We start from the raw sequence: 22,773 nt of genomic DNA on the forward strand, positions 1-22,773 counted from the left end.
GGGTCACCCCCGTCCGACGCTGACGACGTCCAGGCCGAGGCGCTGCAACCGGCGGCGCTGGCCGTCCGTCAGGACGTTGTTGGCGTCGACCACGTCCACCGCCGCTCCGGCCAGCCAGCCGGCGACGTCCAGCCGGCGGTAGGCCTCGGACGGTTGGGTGAAGACGACGGCGTCGAAGCGCCCGGCGTCCGGCAGCGCGTCCAGCACGGGGCGGTCGAGTTCCGGCCAATGGGACATCAGCGGGTCGTGCGCCGTCACCATGGCGCCCTCCCGCTCGGCGGCCTCCACGAAGATCTGGGACGGCGCATAGCGGGTGTCGCCGACGTCCTCGCGGTAGCTGATGCCCAGCAGCAGGATCCGCCGCCCCGCCAGCGCGCCGCCGGACCGCTCGCGCAGCTTGTCCAGCGCCACCAGCGGCATGGCGTTGTTGGTGCGGACCGCTTGCGACGAGAAGGGAAACATCAGGTCGGGGCGGCCGAACAGCGTGCGCGCCGCCACCGCGCCGAACAGCGGGTCCTTGGTCAGGCAATAGCCGCCGACGCCGAAGCCGGGCTGGCGCATGTTGGCGTGGGTCGGGCGCTTGCGGATGGCGCCGACGATCTCGAACAGGTCGATGCCGACGGCCTCGGCGAAGCGGCCCCATTCCTCCATGAAGGCGATGGTCGTCGCGCGGTAGGCGTTCTCCAGCACCTTCGCCGTTTCCGACGCGGTGGTCGAGCCCAGACGGGTCAGCGGGTAGGACTCCACGTCGATGACGCTGGCGAGGAAGCGCTCGCAGAGGTCGGCGGCCTCCACGGTCAGCCCGGCGTAGACCCGCCAGTAATCGACGATGGAGCTGTAATACTGCGCGCCGGGCATGACCCGTTCGTAGGAATGGGCGAGCCGGATGGACTCCGGCGGCAGCCCGCGCGCCTCCAGCGCCGCGGCGAGGCGCGGAGCGATGACCCGCTCGCAGGTGCCGGGCGGGACGGTCGTTTCGACGATGACCAATGCGCCCGGACGCAGCCGGGCTCCGAGATCGTCCATGGCGCGCTCCAGCGGTCCGAAGCGGACCTCCGGCTGCGGCGCCGACCAGTCGATGTCCAGGTTGATGTCGACCAGGACGATGTCGGCTAGCCGGAAGGCGTCCGGATCGTCGGTGGCGGTCAGGTTGCCGGCGGCGTGGGCGCGGGCCAGCGCCTCGTCCATCCTCGGGTCGCCGCTGGAAAAGGGCATCTGGCCCCGCCGGATGCAGTTCACGCGATGCCGTCCGGCCTCGTTCGGCAGATCGACGCCGATCACCGAGTAGAGCGGCGGAGCCTCGCCGCCGCCCCGCACCTGCACGTTGGCGATCTCAACAGCCGCTCGCCGAACGGGTGAGTTCAGGCGGTCGTTGTCGCGCCCACGCGCGTTGGCGACGGCGATGGCCATGGCCGAACCGACGAAGCCAAGCCCTTGCACACAGACGACCGGCCGGCCGATGTCCACACGACTTTCCAAGGCGTCCGCTTCTGTGATGCAGTCGTTCATGGGGCTTCCCCTTTGGCTCGCTGGCTCGCGGGCGTCGTTGACGGGTGCGGTTCGGTCAGGGCGACGCCAGCGCGTCCATGAAGCGGGACGCGAGGAGCCGGTAATCGTGGTGTTGCCGGACGAAGCGGCGCCCGTTCTCTCCCAGCCGGGCGCGATCGGACGGGGGCAGGCGGGACAGATGGAGGCAGGCCTCGGCGTAGGCCGCCGGATCCTCGGGCGCGACGGTGATGCCGCATTGCGCCTCCGCGACCAGATCGTTGCTGGCGTCGCAGGACTGGACGATCGGCCGTCCGGCCAGCATGTAGTCGAACATCTTGTTCGGCGACACGCCGAAGCGGTAGAGCGGGCTGCGGTGCCAGGGCATGGCCAGCGTGTCCATCTCCGACAGGAAGCGCGGCACCAGCGGCTTGGGGATCGGCCCGAACATGTGGACGCTGTCGAGGCCCATCCGCTCGGCCTTGGCCTGGATCTCCCGCGCGGTCGAACCGCCGCCGACCAGCAGGAAGGACACAGGGCTCCCGGCCAGCAGCCTCGCGGCCTCCAGGAGGGTGTCGATGGCGTTGGAGGGGTTGAAGCCACCGGCGTAGCCGACCAGGAAGCGGCCCCGCTCCCGCTCCCGCGCGATGCGGTCGGCGATGGCGGGCGGCAACTGGTCCGGGGTGGCGGCGCGCAGCGCCGCGATCGGGATGCCGTTCGGGACATGGACGAACTTCGACGGGTCCAGCCCCCGGCTTTCCATGTAGCCGCAGGTGTCGGGCAGGATCGACACCACGAGGTCGGCGTTGCGGCAGGCGTAGTCCTCCGCCGCCTGGAGCAGCCGGATGTAGGGATGCCGCGGCGAGTAGCCGCCGAGCAGCATCGGCGTCAGCGGCCACAGATCGTGCACCTCGAACACCAGCCGCGCCCCCGCCAGCCGCGCGATCCGCGCGCCCGCGTAGATGTCGAGCGGGTAGGTGGAGGAGCAGATGACGACGTCCGGCCTCTCCTCCCGCGCGACGCGGTGCGCGTGGGCGATGAGCTTGCCCACGAAGGTCAGCATGTTGGCGACCCGGCCGGCGCCGTTGCCCTGGTAGGGGCCGGTGCGCAGCCAGCGGAAGCGCACGCCGTCCTCCACGGTCACGTCGTGGTCGGCGCCGACGTCGGGCTGGGTCTGGCGCAGATGCGAGAAGCTCGCCCCCACCACGGTCACGGCGTGCCCGTCCCCGACCCATTCGCGGCCGAGGTAGAAGGGACGGTATTCCATGCCCAGGCGGTCGGAACCCGCGTAGTGGTTGATGATCAGGATGTTCATGCCGTTCGCACCGGGGGAATGGGAAAGCCGGTCATTCCGCCGCGGCCCGCGCCGTGTCGGGATGGTCGGTCAGGCTGGCGGCGACGTGCAGCAGCTCCTCTTCCGTCAGGTAGGGGTGCATGGGCAGGCTCAGCACCGTGGCGGCCAGACGGTCGGTCGCCGGCAGCGCGCCGCCGGCCAGCGGGTAGTGCCGGTAGGCGGCCTGCCGGTGCAGCGGCCGGGCGTAGTAGACGGCCGAGGACACGCCGCGCTCCTTCAGCCGCGCCATCGTCCAGTCCCGCGCGCCGCTCCGCACCGTGTATTGTGCCCAGGCGGAGGTGGCGCCGGGCAACAAGGCGGGACGCGCCAGCTCGGCCGGCAGCAGGGCGTCGTAGCGGTCGGCGACGGCGGCGCGGGCGTCGAGCTCCATGGGGAAGACGGTCAGCTTCTCCAGCAGGATCGCGGCCTGGAGCGTGTCGAGACGGCTGTTCACCCCGATGCGGACGTTGTCGTACTTGTCCGTGCCCTGGCCGTGGACGCGCAGCGACCGCAGGGTCGCGGCCGTCTCCTCGTCGGCGGTGAACAGCGCGCCGCCGTCGCCGTAGCAGCCCAGCGGCTTGCTCGGAAAGAAGCTGGTGGTCGTGACGTCGCCGATGGTCCCGACGGGCCGTTCCCGGTGCACGGCGCCGAAGGCCTGCGCCGCGTCGCAGACCAGCCAGAGGCCGTTCTCGCGCACAACCGGCTCGATGGCGTCGTAATCGGCGGGCTGGCCGAACAGGTCCACGGTGACGACGCCGGCCAGCGTCAGGCCATGGTCGCGGGCCGTCGTGACGGCGCGTTTCAGGCTGGCCGGGTCGAGGGTGAAATTGTCCTCCGCCACGTCGGCGAAGACCGGCACGCCGCCCAGCGCGCAGACCGCCTCCGCCGTGGCGCAGAAGGTGAAGCTGGGGACGACGACGGCCTCGCCGCGCTTCAACCCCAGGGCCATCAGCGCCAGCACCAGGGCGTCGGTCCCGTTGGCGCAGGAGACGGTGTGGCGGGCGCCGCAGAAGGCGGAGAGCCGCCGTTCCAGCTCCGCCACCTCGGGACCCATGACGTAATGGCCCTGGTCGAGGACGCGGGCGATGGCGGCGTCGATCCGCGCGCGGATGCCCCGCTGCTGCCGGGCGAGATCGAGGAGATCGACCGGGCGGTGCGGGGGCGCGCGGTGCGTGGATGCGGGATGGCTCATGCCGTGTTTTCCTTTCAGCCGTTTTTCAGCCGATGGCGGCGGCTTCGGCCATCGCGATGGCTTCGACCAGTTGGCCCCGGACGTCGATGCGGTAGCGGGTGCCGGTGCGCGGGCAGACCAGATCGTCGCCCAGCCGCTCCCCGGCGTGGCTGACCCAGCCGATCTGGCGGGCGGGGTTGCCGGCCACCAGCGCGTGCGGCGGCACGTCCCGCGTCACCACCGCGCCGGCCGCGACGAAGCAGTAGGCGCCCAAGCTGTGGCCGCAGACGACGGTCGCGTTGGCGCCGATGGTGGCGCCGCGCCCGACCGGGGTGGGGCGGAACTCCGACTTCCGCTCGATCTCCGCGCGCGGGTTGTTGACGTTGGTGAAGACGCAGGACGGGCCGCAGAACACCCCGTCCTCCAGCGTGACGCCGGGATAGAGGCTGACGTTGTTCTGGATCTTGCAGCGGTCGCCGACCGCGACGTCGGGGCCGATCATCACGTTCTGGCCGACGATGCAGTCGCGCCCGATCGTCGTGTCCTTCAGGATGTGGCTGAAGCACCAGATCTTCGTTCCGGCGCCGACCGACGCGCCCTCGTCGATGCAGGCGGTGGGGTGCGCGAAGAACGGCGCGGGCTTGGCGCCTTCGGTTTTGAGGCCGGCGCGCCGGCCGGAGGTCAGGGAGCGGCGGGCGGCGTCGAGCACGCCCAGCACGGCGATGCCCTCGGTCACGTCGGTGCGCGGCCGCTTGCCCTCGCGGACGCAGTCCAGGAAATGCTGGCATTCCAGGCGCAGCGGCTCGGCTGGCGCGACCTCGATGGGGACGGCCTCGGCCCTGGCCGGCTCCGGCAGGCCGTCGCGCCAGGCGACCCGGTGCGGGTAGTGGACGAGCTTTTCCGCCCAAGGGCGGGAATCGTCGAACACCGCCATGCCGGAATCGCCGACCACGACCAGCTTCTGCTCCTTGTAGGGGTGCAGCCAGGAGACGAAGATGTGGGCGTCGATGCCGTTGGCGAAGGTCATCTGCGTCGTGGTGACGTCGGCGACGCCGTTGTACAGATAGCTGTGCCCGGTGGCGTGGACGCTGTCGGGCGTGTCGCCGGCGAGCGCCAGGATCATGGAGATGTCGTGGGGCGCGAAGCTCCAGAACACGTCCTCCTTGCGGCGGAATTTGCCGAGGTTGAGGCGGTTGGAATAGACGTAGCGCAGCCGCCCGAGCCCGCCCTCGGCGACGAGCTGTTTCAGCCGCAGGAAGGCCGGGTGGTAGTGCAGCAGATGCCCGACCATGACGACGCGGTTCCGCGCCACGGCCGCCTGGCGGACGCGCTCGGCGTCCTCCGGCGACAGGGCGAGGGGTTTCTCGACGAAGACGTGCTTGCCGGCGTCGATGCCGCGCAGCGCCAGGGCCGCGTGCGTCTCGGCCGGGGTCGCCAGCACCACCGCGTCGATGCCGGGGGAGGCGAGGACGGCCTCGAAGGGCAGGGCGGGCACGCCGAACTGCCGGGACAGCTCGGCGGCCCGGACCGGGTCGGCCTCGCTGATCGCGTCCAGCGCGCCCAGCGCGTGGAAATTGCGGACGAGGTTGATGCCCCAATAGCCGCAGCCCACCACCGCCACGCGGGGGATCGCCGGCTCGGTTCGGATCGTCGTCATGCCTTCACCACCACGTTGCGGAGGTCCGGCAACTGCCGGGAACCGACGACGTTGCGCGTGTCGACCACCAGCTTCGATCCGCGCAGCAGCTTGGCGTAATCGACGTCGGTGTGGTCGGTGAGGATCATCGCCGCGTCGTAGCGGGCCAGCGCGTGGCGGTCGAGGGGCACGGATGTCTTGCCGGTGAGGCCGGCGTGCTGGCGTGTCGGCGGGATCACGGGAAAGAACGGGTCGAAGTAATCGACCTCGGCCCCGGCGGCGTCCAGCAGGTCCATGATCGTCAGGGCCGGGCTCTCGCGCATGTCGGAGACGTCCTTCTTGTAGGCGATGCCGACCACCAGGATGCGGGCGCCCGACAGCCCCTTGCGGAAGCGGCGGTCGAGTTCCTCCCTCAGGCGGTGCAGGACGTAGGCCGGCATGTTGGCGTTGACCTCGCCCGCCAGCTCGATGAAGCGGGTGCAGATGCCGAGCTCGCGCGCCTTCCAGGTCAGGTAGAAGGGGTCGATGGGGATGCAGTGGCCGCCCAGCCCCGGTCCGGGGTAGAAGGGCATGAAACCGAAGGGCTTGGATTTCGCCGCCTCGATCACCTCCCAGATGTCGATGCCGAGCCGGTCGTAGACGATCTTCAACTCGTTCACGAGCGCGATGTTGACCGAGCGGAAGATGTTCTCGGTCAGCTTCACCGCCTCGGCGGTTTCCATCGAGGTGACCGGCACGGTCGCGGCCACGAACTGGCCGTAGAGCGCCACCGCCAGGCGCAGCGCGGAGTGTCCGTCGCCGGCCACGACCTTGGGGATGCGCGCCGTGTCGAAGTCCGGATTGCCGGGATCCTCGCGCTCGGGCGAATAGGCCAGGAAGAAGTCGACGCCGGACCGCAAGCCGCCCTCCTCGAGGATCGGCTTGACCACGTCGCGCGTGGTGCCGGGGTAGGTGGTGGATTCCAGCACCACGAGCTGGCCGGGGCGCAGATGGGGAGCGATGCTGCGCGCCGACGCCTCCACGAAGGAGAGGTCGGGTTCGTGATGGGGGCCGAGCGGGGTCGGCACGCAGATCAGGATCGCGTCGGCCTCGACGAAGCGCGCGCTGTCCATCGTCGCGACGAAGCGTCCGGCGTCCACCGCGTCGCCGATGCGGCCGTTGCCGATGTGGTTCAGCGGGCTGAGCCCGCTGTTCAGGCGGGACACCGTCGTCGCGTCGATGTCGTAGCCGACGATGCGGTATCCCGCCTTGCAGGCGGCCAGCGACAGGGGCAGGCCGACGTAGCCGAGGCCGATGACCGCCACCGTCGCGTCGCGGTTCTGGAAGCGATCCAGCAGCCCGCCGATGTCGAACCCCTGCGCGTCGTCCCCCCGCATGGCATCCGGCGGCTTGAGCCCCGGCGACCAGGACCGGCGCGGGTCTGCGAGATCGCCCGTTGAGCTGTCCAGCTCGTACATCGTGTTCCCCCTTGTTCTGGCGCATGAGGTTGTGCCGGCGCGTGTGACGTCGGCTGAAAAGAAAGGAAAAGCTGCGGCGACCGGCTGTTCCAGCCGTTACTCCGGCAGGGACGGGCGATCCGGCGCGTTCCTCAAACGACCCAGCCGCACCGGAGCCGATGGCTGTCCGGGGGGCTTCCCATGGGGCAGGCCGATGCCGATCAGGCCCAGCAGGCCGCGAAGGATCCAGCCGATGTCCTGCCCGAAGCTGCGGCGCGGAAAATAGTCCAGGTCGTTGCGCGCCTTCGCCGGGAAGAGGACCTTGCGGTAGAAGTCGTGCGGGTCGGCGTTCTTCGGGTAGAGCGTGCATTCGTTGCGGAAATAGAGCTGGTTCGGGCCGAAGATGCCGGGCTTGTGGTCGAGAACCGCTTGGTAGGGACCCTCGAAGCAATCCGCGAAGTCCTGCGTTTCCGGGCGCGGGCCGACGACCGCCATGTCGCCGCGCAGCACGTTCCAGAGCTGCGGCACCTCGTCGATCTTGGTGCGTTCGAGGATGCGGCCGACCCGCGTCATGCGGTCGTCGTCCTTCAGCGTCACGGCGAGCGTCCCGGTTTGGGCACGGCGGCCGTGGTGGAACTTGCGGAACTTGTACAGGCGGAACGGCCGCCCGTGCTGCCCCAGGCGAACCTGCGAAAACAGGATCGGGCCGGGGGAGTCCAGATGGATGGCCAGCACCACCGGCGCCAGGAACACCAAGAAAAGAAGCATGCCCGCCAGCGCCACCGTCACGTCGAACAGGCGCCGCAGGGCCGCGTTCAGGTTGGCGGCGGGCAGGGCGGTTTGGAAGTCGCTGCTCATGGGGGTGTTTCCTCGCATGGGACGGGCCGTGCCTGGACCAGCGCCTGCGCAAGGGCGCGCGTCACCGCGTCCACGTCGCCGTCGTCCATCCTGGGGTGCAGCGGCAGACTCAAGGTCCGGCGCGCGAATTCCTCGGTCAGGGGAAGGCTCACCCCCGGACAGCGTTCGCGGTAGAGCGTGAAGCGGTGAACCGGCGCGTAATGGACGCTGGTCTGGATGTCGCGGGCGCGCAGGGCCTGCATCACGCGCGTCCGGTCGGCGTCCGCCGGCAACAGCACGGGCATGATGTGGTTGGCCGACGGGCGCGGTTCGGGAAAGGGCAGGACGATCCCGGAGCCGCCGCGTTCCAGCCCGCCGCGTTCCAGACTGCGGTGGTAACGCGCCGCCAGCGCCTGCCGCTTGGCGTTCCAGGCCGGAAGCCGGGCGAGCTGCACCAGCCCGATGGCCGCCCGGAACTCGTCCATCCGATAGTTGAAGCCGAGCGCCGTGACGTCGTAGCCGCTGGCGTGCCCGGTCAGCCGCTGTTGCGTGCCGCTGGTCATCCCATGGGCGCGCAGCAGCCGGATGCGCTCCAGCGTGGCGGGATCGCGGGCGGTCACCATGCCGCCTTCGGCCGTCGTCATGTTCTTGTTGCCGTAGAAGCTGAAGACGGCGGCGTCGCCGATGGCGCCGGCGCCCGTCACGCCGGCCGCGTGCGCCGCGTCCTCGATCAGGATCAACCCGTGCGCCTGGGCGAAGGCCCGCCATCGCTCGCGGTCGGGAAGGTAACCGGCGTAATGCACGAGGATCACCGCCCTGGTGCGCCCGGTGCGTTTGGCGGCGGCGTCCGACAGCGACATCAGCGGCAGATCCAGCCCCTCGATGTCGACGAAGACAGGGGTCGCCCCGACATGGAGAACGCTGTTGGCGGTCGCCACGAAGGTCATCGACGGCACCAGCACCTCGTCCCCCGGCCCCAGCCCAAGGGCGGCGAGCGCGAGATGGAGGCCGGCCGTGCAGGAACTCACCGCCACGGCGTCCGGCTGGCCGTGCGCCTGGGCGAACGCCTGCTCCAGCCTGCGCACGCGGTCGCCCATGGTGATCCAGCCATCGTCCACGACGGCGGCGAGCGCGGCCTTTTCCTCGTCGCCGAGGATCGGTTCGGAAACCAGCAGCATGGCGCAACTCCAGTGCGGAGGTCGTCCATGCCGTGTTCGCGCCCTCCGGTTCGGGGCGGGCGCGCTGTGTCCAGCATGGCTTTCGGGGAGGGGCGTGTGGAGGAGGGGACGGACGGCCTACGCGACGGCGCGCGTTTCGAACGCCGACCACTGCTCGTCCCACGTCATCTCCTGCACCTTCTGGAAGTCGTCGACGCGGCCGATGTCGAGCCACAGCCCGCCGTGCTGGAAGGTGGCGATGGGCTCGCGCGCGGCCATCATGCAGGACATGAGGTTGTCGAAGCCGAACGGCACGCCGTCCGGGATGTAGGACAGGACGTCCGGCTCCATGCAGTAGACGCCCATGCTGACCAGATGCGACAGGGTCGGCTTTTCCTGGAAACGGGTGACGTGGTTGTTCGTCTCCTCGATGATGCCGAAGTCGGTCTGGATGGTCCGCTTGGCGGTCGCGATGGTCAGCAGCTTGTTCTGCCGGCGGTGGTGGTCGGCGAAGGCGTCGAGGTTGAGGTCGGTCAGGACGTCGCCGTTGATGACGAGGAAGGTCTCGTCCAGCTCCTCGCGCAGAAGTCGCAGCGCGCCCACCGTGCCCAGCGGTTCGACTTCCTCGGTGTAGTGGATGTGCATGCCCCACTGGTGGCCGTCGCTGCACACCGTGCGGATCAGGTGGCCGAGGTAGCCGGTGGTCACGTAGACCTCCTTGACGCCGTTGCGGCGAAGCCATTTCAGCAGAAGCTCAAGAACGGGCTTGGACCCGACGGGCATGAGGGGTTTGGGCAGCACCATCGTGTAGGGCCGCAGTCGCATGCCTTTTCCCCCGCATTGAATCACTCCCTTCATCCGATCCTCCCATTGGCGGCCGCGAACGGTCTTTTTGCGCATCGTGTGTTGCGAAGGGGCCGTTTTGCCGGCGCCCCGATTCGAACAGCCTGCAGGGTTTTGCGTGCCCGCGAGGCGACGAATGAACGTTATGTTATCTTTCCATCTCATGTAAACATAACGGAAGACTGTGCGGGATGGAAAATAAGAGTGCCTGCGACGGCGGAAAGATGGGGGTAGGCCGGGGGTCGGCGGGGCGCGGAACGCGAGGCGTTCCCGGCAGATGCGGACCCATCGCCGGGTCTGACCATACGGAGATATCCGCCTTATACATTTACAGCGCGGGTTTCGAAATTTTATGCTGTGTCATCCTTCTGATAAGGGAAAGCCGCGTGCGGTTTCCCATGTCGCGCGCCGGCCGGGCCGATCCGTGAGCCGGTTCAAATACGTAAGAAAAGAAGATGCCCGGCGGCGCGCTTCCGCTGTCTCCGCCGACCGGCGCCGCAGCTTTTGCGGCATCGTGAAAGGGAAGGGATATGGATCAGTTCGAGGTTGTGCGCGCCGACACCCGCAATCCGGTTCCACGCATCCTCCACGAGGGAGCCGTCACGCGTGGGGAGATCAACACCATCGCCGCGCTGAAACGCCGCCGCGTCCTGATCGGCTTTCTCATTCTGGCGGCGCTGGCGGCGACGTTCCTGGTTTCGCGGCTGATGACTCCGCTGTACGAGGCCGAGGCCGGCATCATGTTCAACCCGCGCGAACTGAGTTGGGTGGGCGCCACGACCCAGGCCGGCGCGTTGCCGCCGTCGGAGGAGATGGCCCGCAAGAACGAGGTCGCCATCGTCCGTTCGCGCGCGCTGGCGCAAAGCGTCGTCGACTCCCTCCAACTCGACCGGCTGCCCGAGTTCAATCCGGCCCTGCGGCCGCCCTCGACCCTGCGCAAGGCGGCCCAAGAGGGGGTGGCCGCTCTCGACCACGCGCTCAAGCCCGCCATGGCTTATCTTCCGCCGGGCATGGTGCCGAAGCTTCCGTCGTTGATCCCGCCGGCCCTGCCGCCGGACCGTTTGCGCGACGAGATCATCACCCGTTTCCTGGCGCGCGTACAGATCGGCGGCGGCGACGCCTCCCGCATGATCGGCATCCGCTTCCTGTCGGAGAATCCGGAGCGGGCGGCGCTGATCGCCAACCGGATCGCGGACCGGTTCATCGCGCAGAAGCGCGACCAGGACGTGGAGTCGGCGGAAACTCTGGCCGCCAACCTCAAGCAGGAGATTGACGACCTGAACCGCGAGATCCGCGATTCCGAGCGCCGGCTGGAGGAGCAGCGCATCGCGCTCGGCCTCGATTCGGATTCCAACATCAAGGTGCTGGCCGACCGCATGGCGGAGCTGAACCGGCAGCTGATCGGCCTCACGGCGGAGCGGCTGCGCGCCGAGTCCCAATTTGCGGAAGCCGGAACGACGCGCGGTTCCACCCAGGAGTCCGGCCTGGATTCCACGGCGCAGGTTCTGAACTCCCCCCTGATTCAGCGCCTTCAGGAGGCGCTGGCCTACGCCACGGCCCGCGTGGGACAGCTGTCCTTGCGCTACAGCGACAGCCACCCGACGATGATCGCGGCGCGTAGCGAACTGCGCGACCTGCGCGCGCGGCTGGCCGCCGAGACGAACAAGATCCAGAACGCCCGCCTGAACGCCGTCGCCATCGCCAAGGCCAACGAGGACGGGCTGCGTCAGCAGGTCGAGCAGTTGAAGGTCCAGACGACCAAGGCCAACCAGTCCGAGGTCGAACTCCGCGTCATGGAACGCAACGTGGAGGCCAAGCGCACCTTGCTGCCGCAATTGGAAACCCGGCGCAACAACGCCATCGCCCAGATCGACTACCTGAGGCTGCACGGGCCGGAAACGCAGGTGATCTCGCCGGCGGTGGTGCCGAACGCGCCCAGCCACCCGCCGACGCTGGCCATGATGGCGACCGCCTTCGTCGTGGCGGCCGGTGCCGGAATCCTCTTGGCCGTGCTGCTGGAACGCGCCGACGGCACGGTCCAGAGCCTGTCGCAGATCCGACGCGTGACCCCGGTGCGCATCGTCGGCACCCTGCCGGTGATCCGGGGCCGCCGCTGGTCCCGCCGCCCCCCGGCCGAGCAGGTGCTGGAGCGGGACGATCCGCTGTTCCTCGAACATCTGCGGGCCATCGCGGTGCGCACCGGGCTGGCCGGGCCGGCACCGGCCAAGGTGCTGCTGTTCACCTCCTCCGTTTCCGACGAGGGCAAGAGCAGCGCGGCCACATCGCTGGCCCGCATGCTGGCGTTGTCGGGACGCCGGACGGTTCTCGTCGACGCCGATCTGCGCGCCCCCACGGTGCACCGCGTCCTGGGGCTGAAACGGGGACCGGGGCTGGGGGAATACGTCGTCGAAGGGTGCGGCCTGGACGCCGTCGTCCAGCCGGACACCGTGTCGGGCGCCGACGTCATCACGGCCGGGCAGAGCCGGGAGGCTGCGTCCGACATCCTGCAATCGCCGCGCATGCAGGAACTGATCGACGATCTGACGCGCTATTACGACACGGTGATCATCGACACGCCGCCGGTTCTTGCGGTCGTCGACACGCACATCCTGGCGCGGCTGGCCGACATGACGCTGATGATGGTGCGCTGGCGGTCCACGCCGATCTCCACCTTCATGACGGCGTTGCAACAGCTGTCCGACGACCGGGTGCCGGTGGACGGCATCGTCCTGTCGCAGGTCGATGGCCGGAAGTACAAACTCTACGGCTACGCCGATTCCGACCTTTTCTCGCCCGGTTTCCGCAAATACCATTCCCGCGTCGCGTCAAACCCATGAAAACGCCCCTTTCCAGAGCCGGAAAGGGGCGTTTTCGAGGAATCGGCGAAAGAAGGGCTCAGGAGCGGCTCTTCGTCTCGCCGCAGACCAGTTCCGCCGGCAAGCACGTCTGGGCCGGCGTCGGGGCGATCCGGTTGTAGAGACGCATCAACTCCCGTTCCTCGTTGACCCAGTTGTAATGGGCCAGCACGGCCTCGCGGCCGCGCCGTCCCATGGCCTCGGCCTCGCCGGGGTGGTCGAAGACCCACTGGATGGCCGTGGCGACGGCGTCGAGGTCGGTCGGCGGCACGCACAGGCCGCAGCCATGCCCCTCGACGATGCCGCGATGATAGGGGAAGTCGGCCGTGATCACCGGGATGCCGGCGGCCATGTATTCGAAGAGCTTGACCGGCTGCGTATCCAGATAGTTCTGGGTCGGGTAGTAGAGGGCGAGGCCGACGCGGCTTTCGGCCAGCAGGCGCTGCACGCCGGCACGGTCGGTCTGGCCCCGGTAATCGACCCGCGCCCATCCCGGCCGCGCCTGCATGCGCTCCCTCAACCCCGCGCTTTCGATGGGGCCGGCCAACAGGAGGCGCGCCTGGGGCGTGCCGGTGACCCGTTCCACGGCGTCGATCATCTCGACGGCGCAACGGTCGGCGCAGATGGAGCCGGCGAACGCCACCCCACCGCGTTCGGCGAAGGGGATGGCCGGGCCGTCCCCACTGCCGTCCGCGAATTCGCCGAACAGCGCGAAGTTCTGCACCAGCACGGTCTTGTGGCGCGGAAAGCGCCGGGCGATGGTCGGCGTGGCGGCGACCACCCCGGACATCGCCCGGCCGGCGATCCATTCCACTGCCTCGGCGACCGCCGCGATGCCAGGGCGCAGGGCCGGGGGGAGCCAGGTGCGGGTCAGGATGTCGCGCGGCAGATCCTCGTGCACGTCGTAGATCACCCGCTTGCCGAGCAGGCGCAGCAGGAGGCCGCCGGGGATCAGCTCGGGATCGTGGATGTGATAGACGCCGGCCTTGAGCCTCAGCGCCCGGAGCACCAGCGCCGGCATCGTCGACCGCAGGCGCTTGACCAAGCCGTCCTTCCGCGCCAACGCCACGATGTCCACGTCCTGGCGCCGCACCGGCCGGCCGTCCGCGGTGACGAAGCGGTTGTCGGGAATAACCAGCGACACGTCGTATCCGCCGCGAGCCAGGCTCAGGCATTCCTTGGTGAAAACGCGGGCATCGTCGGCGGTGTGCGTGGTCGTCAGGTGGGCGACCGCGATGCCGGCCGGCTGCGGGTGTCTGTCGGGCATGGGATCGTTCCCCCCATTTTCTGGAAGCGTCCCGGCGGCCCGGTGCCGGGCGCGGACGTGTTGTCTTACCCTACTGCGGTAAGAAGTGTTGTTGAAAGGTGCAAAAAGGCCTGCACGTTTCCCAGAAGTGCCATTCCCTGCCTGCTTTCGGGGTGGGGCGGCGCTTCCCGGCCGATCCTTTTTCGCGATGGCCTTTTGTTTGCGATCGGGTATCAATAAGATAATGAAAATGCACGGTGCCCGGTCGGTTGACCGGAGGAGCGGATACGACGATGCACGTGCCGTTGAACCAGAGGGTTGGGGATCAAGGTCTTGGGGATCGCACGTTCGGCCCCGAACTTGGCCCCGAACGTCGCAGCGGCCAGCGGTTCGGCGTCCTCGATGTCCTGTTCTCCATCGAGACGAGCTTCATTCTGTTCCTCGTCGCCGGGCGCTACAAGGCGCTGCCCGAATTCCAAAGCTTTCCCGTCGATCCGACGCTGCTGTTCTTCGTCCTGACGCTTGGCCTCATCGTCCACAAATGCGCCATGGGTCAACTGAAGCCGATGCCGCTGGACGCGCCCGGCCTGCTCATGCTGGCCTTCTGCGCCTATGGTTTCGTCAGCGTCTATTGGTCGAGCCTGGAACCGAAGAACGTCGACAAGGCGTGGCGCTTCGTCATGGTCAGCGTCAGCGGCTATTTCCTGGCCAGCGTACTGGCGCAGGAACAGGAGCGGCGGGAGCGGATGGTGCTGCTGATGATCGCGTTCAGCGGCGCGCTTCTGCTCTACTACGCTTATTTCCGCTGGGTCGTGGGCATCGACATCTACGAGTTGGAGAACACCGGGCGCATCCGGGGCAACAACTACCTCGAATACGGCACCCACGCCGCCTACGTGTTCTACGGCTGCCTTGCGCTGACCGTTTACGGGCCGCGCCGGTGGCTGGCCGCGGGGATCGCCGGCGGGGTCGCGTCGCTCTTCCTGCTGGCGTTCATCGGCGCCCGTGGGCCTCTCGTCTTTTCGTTGCTGGGCATCCCGCTGGCGGGAGCGGCGCTGTTCCTGAACCTCCGCCGTCTGGGGGCGGGTGTTCGGCGGCTCGCCCTGCTGCTGCTGGTGCTGGCCGTCCTGGCCTGGGTGGGCTACGGGGCGCTGGTGGCCGTCAAGGGCTTCGCCGCAGCCTCCGAGGAGCTCTACACGATCGAACGCCTGTCCCTGCAACTCTCCAACGAGAGCACCTCGTCGCTCGACGTGCGGTCCGCCGGGCGGGATCTGGCGTTCCGGCGCTGGCTGGAGCAGCCTTTGTTCGGATGGGGCATGGGAGAGTTCCGCCTCCAGTACAGCGTGCTGGACTACCCGCACAATCTGCTGCTGGAGGTGCTGATGGAGATGGGGCTGGTGGGGGCCGTGCTGTTCATCCCCACCCAGATCATCGCCCTTTTCGTCTGTTTCCGGGTTGTCCGGGATCCGGTTTGCGGCTGGATCGACATGGCCATCGTGCTGAAGTTCGTCACCGACTTCGTCTCCCACCTCAGCGTGGAGGGCTATCTGGGAGACAACCGGATCTACTTCGCCTTGCTGGCGCTCGCCATCGGGCTGCGCCATTCGGACCGATCCGCCCTATCAGGGCAAGGGAGGGCGGCATGATGGCCGAACTGATTGTCGCCTTGCATGTTTCCTCGGCCAAGGGTTCGGACTCCAACCCCGGGACCGTCGATCGGCCGTTCCAGAGCATCCTGAAGGCCTCGCAGGTCGCCAGACCCGGCACCACGGTGCATGTGGCGCCAGGCACCTACCGTGGCGGTTTCCAGACCACGGCCAGCGGCACGGTGAACGCACCGATCCGCTACGTCTCGGACGTGAAGTGGGGCGCCAGGATCGTGCCGGGTTCCGGCGGCGGCCACGAGGCGTGGGACAACCGTGGCTCCAACGTCGTCATCGACGGTTTCGAGATCGACGGCAGCGTGGCCGGAGGCGGCAAGCCCTGGCTGTTCGGCCTGTACACCGCCGGATCGAATTCGGTGGTGCGGAACATGAAGGTGCACGACATCGCCCGCAGCACGGCGGCGATGAAGGTGGCCGACACCGGCCAAGGCGGCGCCGGCATCATGGCCGACGGCTGGGCCGGCGGCACCAACATGACGGTGATCGGCAACGAGGTCTACGACATCGGACCGGCCAAACGAAGCAGCGGGCTGGTGCACGGCGTCTACATGGCGACCAGCGGGCTGGTGCAGAACAACCTCGTCTACCAGATCGCCGGCGACGGCGTCACCAGCTGGCACGATGCGACCGATCTGATCATCGTCAACAACACGGTGTTCCAGGCGCGCGGTGCCGGAATCATGATCGGGGCCGGCGACCATTACCATGGCGACGCTCCGCACGATCATTCGCAGGTATCGAACAACATCGTCTACGACAACCGCAAGGGCATCGAGGAGCATGGCGAGCTCGGTTTCCACAACAGCTATTCGAACAATCTGGTCTACGGCAACCGTTCGGACTGGCGGCTGCGGACCGGGAAGGCGTCCGGTTCGATCGGCGCCGATCCGGGATTCGTGAACTACCGGAAGCTGGGCGGCGGCGACTACCGTCTCACCGCAGGCTCGCCGGCGGTCGATGCCGGCATCTCCGAGAGCGCGCCGGCAACGGACGTCCGTGGCGTGCCGCGACCACAGGGAAAAAGCATCGACGTCGGCGCTCATGAACGCGTGGCGGAAAGCCGTGAGGCGTCGGACCGACAGTCCTCGATAAGGCAACCAGCGACATCCGGAAGGGCCCAATGAACGATCTTCGTCCTCTCATCGAAGACTGCTGCGGCTGGAACCGGCGGACCTGGGCCGATGCGGTGGCCTTCGCGTTGTCGGCCGTGCCGGACGACCTGCACGGCCGGACGGTGCTGGAGATCGGAGCCGGCAAGTATTCGTGCCTTGCTCCGGCCTTTGCCAAGCTTGGGGCGACCGTCTCCTGCTCCTATTACGGACAGGCGAGGCAGGACGTCGAAAGCGGCCAGTTGCGCGTCGTTTCGGAAAGGCATGGCATCGGGGGCATTTCGGTGATCGAGGTGGACATCCACGCGGTCCGGGGCGTCTACGACATCATCGTCTTGAAATCGGTCCTGGGCGGCATCTGCCGAGGCGACGAAAGCGAAAATGTGCGGGCGGTGATCGACGGACTCATGGACCATCTTACGGACGGCGGCGTCATCCTGACCATCGACAATGGCCGCGTCGCGCCCTTCGCCAAGCTTTCCCGGACGTTCGGGGCCGGTCGGAATCGTTGGACCTATTTCACGCAGGCGGACATCCAAAGGGCTTTTTCCGGGCTTTCCTTTGAAACGCGGGGATTTGGATTCCTGAACATCGGCGCCTTGCGCTTCCTGTTCTCCCGTGACTGGCAAGCGCTGGAGGCCGTGAACGACGCCATCCATGGGATCGACCGGCTTCTGCTGCGCCACGCCGGAATCAACGACCGTGCGGTCATCGCAACGGTGATCCGGAAAGACGGCCAGCGCACGACGCGACCGGCCTTGGCCGCCCGTCCCACCACGGCGTGTCGGTAGCGGACGGCGGGTTGCCCGTCCCGTCTATGACCAGTCGGGCGGGCCGCAGCGGTGGCCGCCGAGGCCCGCCATTTCCCTGTAGCCGTTGCGCTCATGGCCCGTTCGCGCGGTTTCCTTCTGAAGGCCGGGAAAACCGGAGGAGGTCAGGTCGCCCAGGATAAGAGCGGCAATGGTCGGGTTGGGAAAGGAAAATCCGATGTCGATCTGCCCGTCGCGTCCGAAATCGAACCGCAGGTTCGGAGTCTCGGCGCCATGCTCCTCAATGCGTTGCCAAACCTTGGCAAGAATCTGCTCGGCTTCCGCCACGGAAACGCCACGCAAACAAGCGTTCACCAAGCCGCCGGGGCCGATGGGGTTGGAAGCGCCGCGCGCGGTCCGCATCGAATCGTTGATGTGCATCACCTGGTCTCCGGAACCGCATTGATCTTTTCATTCCTAGGCGATCCGTGGGCATCAATCGAAAAGTATGATCATAGGCATTGCCGTCGTTTTCTTTGGTTATTTAAACGCATCCATAAGTTTTACTGAGGTAATTCAAAGAATCTCCCATAGTTTTCAATGAATAAATGCAGTTATATTGACAGAAAAATAACATTTATGCTGGTCTGTAATGCCTTCACGCTGCAACAGCTTATTGAAATGTTTGAGAGAAGAACAGTTCGCAATACGGAATAATATTTCAGCGGACGGATGAGGGTTGCGCGTTCTATTTAGCCATTCCGATTTGCTAATATTTTATTCTAGCCATTTCGATTGAGATAGCGCGCAGGCGGTTCCGTCTCCCGCTCAGGCCCGGAACCTCCCGTTGGCTTTGTCATCGCCGATCCGTACGCAACTTTTTCGAGGTTCAAGTGACCCGGGAACGCGCCCGGCGGACCGAGGGGCGCGGTGGCGGTTCCGGTTCGACACGCTGATGAGACGTGCGGGAGCGTTCCAGTTCGATCCGGATTCGGGCAGCGACCCGCATCAGACGATCGGTCGCGCCAAGCAGATCGTCGTAGCTTTCCGAGGAGCTTTCCATCAGGAAAGAATCGAAAACAGTCAGAAACGATGCAATTTCACTGCTGACGCGCCAACGCAGGTCGGCGTCGATGCTGACCGTTCCGGCTCGGTCACCCGGCACGCTGTGGGGGCGGTCAGCCTGTGCGGCGGCGGGCGTTTCGGTTTTGGTCGCCGGCCCTCCGCCGGTCGCGTCCGCCCGCCTCGCCGTTTCTGGGGGCTCGACAGCGGGACTGGCTGGCGGCGGGGCCGGGGGGGTGACGTCGGACGCTCCGTCCGCCTGCGTCGGGCGGTTGACGATGTAGCGGATGGCCGGTCCGGTGCAGCCGTAGGTCCGGGCGATGCTTGCGAGCGATTCGCCCGCCGCGTAGCGTGTCCGGATCTCCGGCCATTCCGTATGCGGGATCTTTCCCTTTTCCTGTCGCTTTGCCATCGTTCTCGAAGTCCAAGGAAAGTTATCAAACCCCGACGATCCGTCGCGCGACATCGGGGTGCACCGCTCCGGCAGTCACTCCTCCCTCTCGGTTCTTCACATATGGGAATCGAGCGTACACGCTTAAGAACTCCCTGGCGGGGCCATCGGAGGAATGCTTGCGCGCAATCGTCTTACCCCAGCGTTTCGAACCGGTCGGATGTGGATGACCCATCTCGTCAGATGACACAAAACTGGATGGCAAGCCATCTTCTTTTCCATTGCCAAAATCCTTTGGCAAAGAAAAATCAGCGTTTCGATCAGACGGACGGGCAGGTTTCCTCGGCTGCGTAGGTCAACTGGTGCCGTGCGTCGGGGCCGAGATTGAACAGTGCGTCCAGGACGCTGAGGCCGGCGACGAATCCGTTCTGGACTTGCGGATATGGTCTGGGCTTGTACGAGCACACGCGAAGCTCGATGCCGGCCGCCTCGAATTTTCCAATGTGCTGGTAATTCTGTCCGCCTTCGCCGGAGATGTAGACGGCGCCTCCCACCGCCCGGACGAGGTCGATCAAGCGGTCGTCGCTGTTCGACGTCACGCCGTAGGAGCTGGCGACCTCACAGCGGCAGGGTATGTCCAGGTAATCGGCCAGCCGAGACACCGCGTGCATGTTGAAGCGGCTGAGGCTGTCGGTCTCCAGCGAGAAGAGGGGGTCCAACAGAGCCATGACCGGTTCGAAGAAAGGCGCCTGCCGATAGGTGTGAAACAGCATGGCCCGATGACGTCGGCGCCAACCGTCCTCGGCGAAACGCACGTCCCTGATCGCCTGGAGACGCTCTCGCCGGACGGGGGCGGACATCCAAAAGCCGCCACCGTCCGCGAGGATCCTTGTCCGGTGGACATAGCTGCGGCCTTGCGGCAACTGCGCATCATCAAGAAAGATGAAAACATCGGATTGCGCCATCTTGGCAAAATAGCCAAGCCATGGAAAATAATTCGGTTGGTGGATGGCGATTTTCATGGCGCGTTTCCCTGTCCGTTGCGGATCCCGACGTTTCCCCGGCTGGCGCGTGGATGTTCCCGCGAGCGGCAGGTCACGTGGCCGCGATGACAGGCCGAATGACCCACGGGCCTATATTTTGTGGGTTCCGTTCTCGTGGTTCACAATCCCGCTGAACACCTTCGGGAAGTTGTCGAGCATATAGCGACGAAGCTGGTCAGCCCGGCGGCTGCTCAACAGGTCCCAAAATTCGTCCATGCAGGAAACCTCGCACCACCATTCCGGATGCAGCAGCAACTGGATCCGTGGCCGGCCATCCTTGATCCACTCCGTCAAGGTCTCGTGGAAAGCCAAGCTCCGGCGGGAGTCGGACAAGTAGCACTTGATGTCGAACACGCGGTCGTCATAGGTGCTCAAGAAGCCTTCATAACGCCGGCCGAGCACCGCCGGAGTCGGGCGGTGGAAGCTGACCACGGGATCGATCGTGACGATGTGCTCGTTCACCCAGTCAAAGGTGCGCCGGATGGCGTGCTTGTCGGAGCCCAGCAAACGCTCATCGATGTGCAGGCCGACGCAATGCCCCATGTTCCTTAAGGCGCGAACAATGGTCAGTGTGTCCGATCCGAAGAAAGAATAGGTTTCCGCATCGAATTGAAAGAAAAAGTTACTGGAGATGTTCCATTCATTTTCAATCTTTCCAAGGCGAAAAGCCATGTTTGGCGAAATATCCACATCGTGGCGGATATAGAGAACGGGGGAGTCGCCTTGTTCAGATAGGAAGTCTGGATCATCGAATCTGGCAAAGCGGTAACCTCTGTCAAGAGCATTGGAAAGAATGCCTCGAAACGTCTCCTCTCCGAAAGCGGTGCGGTCCAGCGCCCTCAGCATCGTTGCGCATGGAGGATAGCCCTGTGGTTTGCTCATGATCGGATCCCGTTCAGTCGATTGCCGTCTCACATCGCCGAAGTCATCGGAACGCCGGTTTGCGTTCACCAACATCGCCCTTCCATATTTCATTTTCTTATTATGGGCGATTTCGGCAATAGCATAACATTTTTGATTCTGACGATCAAGGAGCGGGATCGGTTGTTTCCGAAAAGACAATTGAGGGAGCGGTGCTGGTCCAGCCCGATGGAAAAAATCTTCCCGTGCCTGTCGAGCCGTCAATTTTTTGTCAGGACGATGGTGTAGCCCTCAAAAGCCCAGGCTTTGCGAAGATGGCAACCGTATTGCAAAGAATTCAGCACAGTGGCCGCATGCCACATCCACTCCGATCCGACGAACCGGAACTGGACAAGGGGAGGGCGGCGAAAGTGGATCGCATGGAATCTGGCCCCGGCGATTTCCGTTCCCACCCTTGATTTCGGGCTCGTCGACGCATGGAGCATACGAAACAGGGCTTCTGGAGGGTAAGGTCTCGACACCTCGGGGTAATTGAAGATGGTCTCCGGGTCGCAGAGATTTGAAATGACGATGGTGCCTTGAGGGCGCACGACACGGATGAGTTCCGAGAGATAGCGGATCGCCTGCTGCGAACTGAACGCATGCATAACATGTGCGGAGTGGACGCCATCGAAGATGTTGTCATCGAACGGCAGGTCCAGGGCGTTGCCCAGGCGGGCATCGTATCCGCGTGTCCGACAATGCTTGATGCTTTCTTCGTTGATGTCGATTCCAACGGTTTTGTTTGGATGGACACTGATGAAGTTGCCGATGCCACAGGCGACATCGAGAATGCGCGAGCCTGCCTCCAAATACCTCCAGGACAATTTCTCTTCATGCGCGGCCCGGGAACCCCAGTTGTTCAGGGATCGGCCGAGATCGAAAAATTTATTTATTGAGATGTGTTCCATTGGTTTCGGAATTTTTACGGAAAGCATCGTGACCTTCCTGTCTCTGGCGCCTGTCTTATGCATCGTCAGGATAACGCGGCAGCGTCCGGCAATGTCCGGCGCAAAATCAGGAGCGCGCAGTGCATAAGGAGTGCATTCACTTTCCGAAGGTGAATGCGAAAGACATGGCATTCCCTTTGTTATGCGACTTTATTGCGGCGAGGTGGCCCGGTCCGGCTGGGCAGGTTTCCACGCTGGTGAAATCGACCAGCCTGTTCAGCCTTTGGGAGCCCGTTGGGTCAGCCCATCGCCCAGAAGCTGGAGATAGACCGTCACCGCCTCCTCCGGCAGGTTGACCACCCCATTCTCGTCGGTGTAGCGCAGGGCGAGATAGCCCCGGCTGGCGATCAGCATGTAGACCAGCGGCTCCAGCGCCTCGTCGGTCAGCGCGGCGATCTCGCCGTTCTTGCGGGCGTTCTGGAGGAACCGCAGGTAGCCGGCGGTGATGTTGCGGAAATGCTGGCGGTGCGCCTTGGGCGCGAAGATCTCCGCCTCGTTCAGGATGCGTAGGAAATAGGGCATCCGCTTGAGGAAGGAGAAGAAGGCGCGGAACGACAGCTCCTCCTTTTCCAGGAAGGTCTTGGCGCCGCCGGCCTGCTGGCGGATGTGGGCCAGCATCTTGGCGCCCAGCACCGGCAGCAGCTCGTCGAAGATCTCCTGGCGCGAGGCGAAGTAGTTGTAAAAGGTCCCCTGCGCCAGATTGGCCCGCTGGGTGATCCGGGTGATCGAGGCGTCGATGTAGCCGTACTCGCCGACAACCTCGGCGGCGGCCTGGAACAGCGTGTCCCGGACCTCCTCCGACCGCTGCATCCTGGTCTTCTTCCCCACCGCCGTCCGACCCGTCGCCATGCCCGCCATACCTGTGTCCGCCTTTGCTTGTAAGTCCGGATTTAGACGGACTCCGAC

19 protein-coding genes are annotated in these 22,773 nt (G+C 66.0%); 4 read left to right on the plus strand and 15 right to left on the minus strand.

The window, feature by feature from the left end:
* Positions 1-3: 3 nt before the first annotated feature.
* The 8 genes from EJ913_RS10985 to EJ913_RS11020 all read right to left on the minus strand — a co-directional run bounded on the left by EJ913_RS10985 (position 4) and on the right by EJ913_RS11020 (position 10,063).
* The gene (locus EJ913_RS10985; protein ID WP_126997692.1) at positions 4-1,509 is read right to left on the minus strand and encodes a nucleotide sugar dehydrogenase; all 1,506 of its coding nucleotides are present in this window, start codon (positions 1,507-1,509) and stop codon (positions 4-6) included.
* 55 nt (positions 1,510-1,564) lie between these two features.
* Positions 1,565-2,800: a glycosyltransferase family 4 protein gene (locus tag EJ913_RS10990; protein WP_126997694.1), complete on the minus strand. Its 1,236-nt coding sequence runs from the start codon at positions 2,798-2,800 to the stop codon at positions 1,565-1,567.
* A gap of 31 nt (positions 2,801-2,831) precedes the next feature.
* Positions 2,832-4,010, minus strand: coding sequence for a DegT/DnrJ/EryC1/StrS family aminotransferase (locus tag EJ913_RS10995; protein ID WP_126997696.1), 1,179 nt, complete (start codon positions 4,008-4,010; stop codon positions 2,832-2,834).
* Positions 4,011-4,035: 25 nt separating this feature from the next.
* Positions 4,036-5,646, minus strand: a complete 1,611-nt coding sequence (locus EJ913_RS32975; protein ID WP_126997698.1) for a Gfo/Idh/MocA family oxidoreductase — start codon at positions 5,644-5,646, stop codon at positions 4,036-4,038.
* Entirely contained in the window at positions 5,643-7,001 is a 1,359-nt protein-coding gene (locus tag EJ913_RS11005) for a nucleotide sugar dehydrogenase (RefSeq protein WP_126997700.1), read from the minus strand. Before EJ913_RS11005 ends, EJ913_RS32975 begins: the two co-directional genes overlap by 4 nt.
* A 177-nt stretch (positions 7,002-7,178) precedes the next feature.
* The gene (locus EJ913_RS11010; RefSeq protein ID WP_126997702.1) at positions 7,179-7,919 is read right to left on the minus strand and encodes a sugar transferase; all 741 of its coding nucleotides are present in this window, start codon (positions 7,917-7,919) and stop codon (positions 7,179-7,181) included.
* Complete coding sequence (locus EJ913_RS11015) at positions 7,916-9,076, minus strand: DegT/DnrJ/EryC1/StrS family aminotransferase (protein ID WP_126997704.1); 1,161 nt, start codon at positions 9,074-9,076, stop codon at positions 7,916-7,918. The genes EJ913_RS11010 and EJ913_RS11015 overlap by 4 nt, the downstream gene beginning before the upstream one ends.
* 117 nt (positions 9,077-9,193) lie before the next feature.
* Positions 9,194-10,063, minus strand: a complete 870-nt coding sequence (locus EJ913_RS11020) for a nucleotidyltransferase family protein (protein WP_338019034.1) — start codon at positions 10,061-10,063, stop codon at positions 9,194-9,196.
* 365 nt (positions 10,064-10,428) lie between these two features.
* On the opposite strand from EJ913_RS11020, the gene EJ913_RS11025 reads away from it, so the two are divergent.
* Positions 10,429-12,735, plus strand: a complete 2,307-nt coding sequence (locus tag EJ913_RS11025) for a GumC family protein (RefSeq protein WP_126997708.1) — start codon at positions 10,429-10,431, stop codon at positions 12,733-12,735.
* Between the two features lie 58 nt (positions 12,736-12,793).
* Here the strand turns inward: EJ913_RS11025 and EJ913_RS11030 are convergent, their stop codons facing one another.
* The gene (locus EJ913_RS11030; protein ID WP_211098927.1) at positions 12,794-14,020 is read right to left on the minus strand and encodes a glycosyltransferase family protein; all 1,227 of its coding nucleotides are present in this window, start codon (positions 14,018-14,020) and stop codon (positions 12,794-12,796) included.
* Between the two features lie 272 nt (positions 14,021-14,292).
* On the opposite strand from EJ913_RS11030, the gene EJ913_RS11035 reads away from it, so the two are divergent.
* Genes EJ913_RS11035 through EJ913_RS11045 form a run of 3 tightly spaced genes read left to right on the plus strand, consistent with a single transcriptional unit; the run spans position 14,293 to position 17,563 of the window.
* Positions 14,293-15,645 carry an O-antigen ligase family protein gene (locus tag EJ913_RS11035; RefSeq protein ID WP_126997710.1) on the plus strand — a complete coding sequence of 451 codons (1,353 nt, stop codon included), beginning with the start codon at positions 14,293-14,295 and terminating at the stop codon, positions 15,643-15,645.
* A complete protein-coding gene (locus tag EJ913_RS11040) occupies positions 15,642-16,787 on the plus strand; it encodes a choice-of-anchor Q domain-containing protein (RefSeq protein WP_211098928.1) in 1,146 nt (381 codons plus the stop codon). The genes EJ913_RS11035 and EJ913_RS11040 overlap by 4 nt, the downstream gene beginning before the upstream one ends.
* Positions 16,784-17,563 (plus strand): class I SAM-dependent methyltransferase, encoded by a 780-nt coding sequence (locus tag EJ913_RS11045; RefSeq protein ID WP_126997712.1) that lies wholly within the window; start codon positions 16,784-16,786, stop codon positions 17,561-17,563. Before EJ913_RS11040 ends, EJ913_RS11045 begins: the two co-directional genes overlap by 4 nt.
* A gap of 24 nt (positions 17,564-17,587) precedes the next feature.
* On the opposite strand, the gene EJ913_RS11050 is transcribed toward EJ913_RS11045, so the two are convergent.
* The 6 genes from EJ913_RS11050 to EJ913_RS11075 form a co-directional block, all read right to left on the minus strand.
* A complete protein-coding gene (locus tag EJ913_RS11050) occupies positions 17,588-17,962 on the minus strand; it encodes a hypothetical protein (protein WP_126997714.1) in 375 nt (124 codons plus the stop codon).
* A gap of 448 nt (positions 17,963-18,410) precedes the next feature.
* Positions 18,411-18,995, minus strand: a complete 585-nt coding sequence (locus tag EJ913_RS11055; protein WP_126997716.1) for a hypothetical protein — start codon at positions 18,993-18,995, stop codon at positions 18,411-18,413.
* A 299-nt stretch (positions 18,996-19,294) separates the two neighbouring features.
* Entirely contained in the window at positions 19,295-19,996 is a 702-nt protein-coding gene (locus EJ913_RS11060; protein ID WP_126997718.1) for a WbqC family protein, read from the minus strand.
* Positions 19,997-20,107: 111 nt separating this feature from the next.
* Positions 20,108-20,899 carry a hypothetical protein gene (locus tag EJ913_RS11065; protein WP_126997720.1) on the minus strand — a complete coding sequence of 264 codons (792 nt, stop codon included), beginning with the start codon at positions 20,897-20,899 and terminating at the stop codon, positions 20,108-20,110.
* Positions 20,900-21,138: 239 nt separating this feature from the next.
* Entirely contained in the window at positions 21,139-21,855 is a 717-nt protein-coding gene (locus tag EJ913_RS11070) for a class I SAM-dependent methyltransferase (protein ID WP_185909747.1), read from the minus strand.
* Positions 21,856-22,083: 228 nt separating this feature from the next.
* A complete protein-coding gene (locus tag EJ913_RS11075; RefSeq protein ID WP_238519255.1) occupies positions 22,084-22,716 on the minus strand; it encodes a TetR/AcrR family transcriptional regulator in 633 nt (210 codons plus the stop codon).
* Positions 22,717-22,773: the final 57 nt, after the last annotated feature.

Origin of the sequence: Azospirillum doebereinerae (assembly GCF_003989665.1) — a bacterium.
In the GTDB taxonomy this organism is placed as follows: domain Bacteria; phylum Pseudomonadota; class Alphaproteobacteria; order Azospirillales; family Azospirillaceae; genus Azospirillum; species Azospirillum doebereinerae.

Bases quoted from the DNA above. Each gene is read 5' to 3' on its own strand.
- EJ913_RS10985 (WP_126997692.1), bottom strand. From the start codon at position 1,509: ATGAACGACTGCATCACAGAAGCGGACGCCTTGGAAAGTCGTGTGGAC.
- EJ913_RS10990 (WP_126997694.1), bottom strand. From the start codon at position 2,800: ATGAACATCCTGATCATCAACCACTACGCGGGTTCCGACCGCCTGGGC.
- EJ913_RS10995 (WP_126997696.1), bottom strand. From the start codon at position 4,010: ATGAGCCATCCCGCATCCACGCACCGCGCGCCCCCGCACCGCCCGGTC.
- EJ913_RS32975 (WP_126997698.1), bottom strand. From the start codon at position 5,646: ATGACGACGATCCGAACCGAGCCGGCGATCCCCCGCGTGGCGGTGGTG.
- EJ913_RS11005 (WP_126997700.1), bottom strand. From the start codon at position 7,001: ATGCGGGGGGACGACGCGCAGGGGTTCGACATCGGCGGGCTGCTGGAT.
- EJ913_RS11010 (WP_126997702.1), bottom strand. From the start codon at position 7,919: ATGAGCAGCGACTTCCAAACCGCCCTGCCCGCCGCCAACCTGAACGCG.
- EJ913_RS11015 (WP_126997704.1), bottom strand. From the start codon at position 9,076: ATGCTGCTGGTTTCCGAACCGATCCTCGGCGACGAGGAAAAGGCCGCG.
- EJ913_RS11020 (WP_338019034.1), bottom strand. From the start codon at position 10,063: ATGAGATGGAAAGATAACATAACGTTCATTCGTCGCCTCGCGGGCACG.
- EJ913_RS11025 (WP_126997708.1), top strand. From the start codon at position 10,429: ATGGATCAGTTCGAGGTTGTGCGCGCCGACACCCGCAATCCGGTTCCA.
- EJ913_RS11030 (WP_211098927.1), bottom strand. From the start codon at position 14,020: ATGCCCGACAGACACCCGCAGCCGGCCGGCATCGCGGTCGCCCACCTG.
- EJ913_RS11035 (WP_126997710.1), top strand. From the start codon at position 14,293: ATGCACGTGCCGTTGAACCAGAGGGTTGGGGATCAAGGTCTTGGGGAT.
- EJ913_RS11040 (WP_211098928.1), top strand. From the start codon at position 15,642: ATGATGGCCGAACTGATTGTCGCCTTGCATGTTTCCTCGGCCAAGGGT.
- EJ913_RS11045 (WP_126997712.1), top strand. From the start codon at position 16,784: ATGAACGATCTTCGTCCTCTCATCGAAGACTGCTGCGGCTGGAACCGG.
- EJ913_RS11050 (WP_126997714.1), bottom strand. From the start codon at position 17,962: ATGCACATCAACGATTCGATGCGGACCGCGCGCGGCGCTTCCAACCCC.
- EJ913_RS11055 (WP_126997716.1), bottom strand. From the start codon at position 18,995: ATGGCAAAGCGACAGGAAAAGGGAAAGATCCCGCATACGGAATGGCCG.
- EJ913_RS11060 (WP_126997718.1), bottom strand. From the start codon at position 19,996: ATGAAAATCGCCATCCACCAACCGAATTATTTTCCATGGCTTGGCTAT.
- EJ913_RS11065 (WP_126997720.1), bottom strand. From the start codon at position 20,899: ATGAGCAAACCACAGGGCTATCCTCCATGCGCAACGATGCTGAGGGCG.
- EJ913_RS11070 (WP_185909747.1), bottom strand. From the start codon at position 21,855: ATGCTTTCCGTAAAAATTCCGAAACCAATGGAACACATCTCAATAAAT.
- EJ913_RS11075 (WP_238519255.1), bottom strand. From the start codon at position 22,716: ATGGCGACGGGTCGGACGGCGGTGGGGAAGAAGACCAGGATGCAGCGG.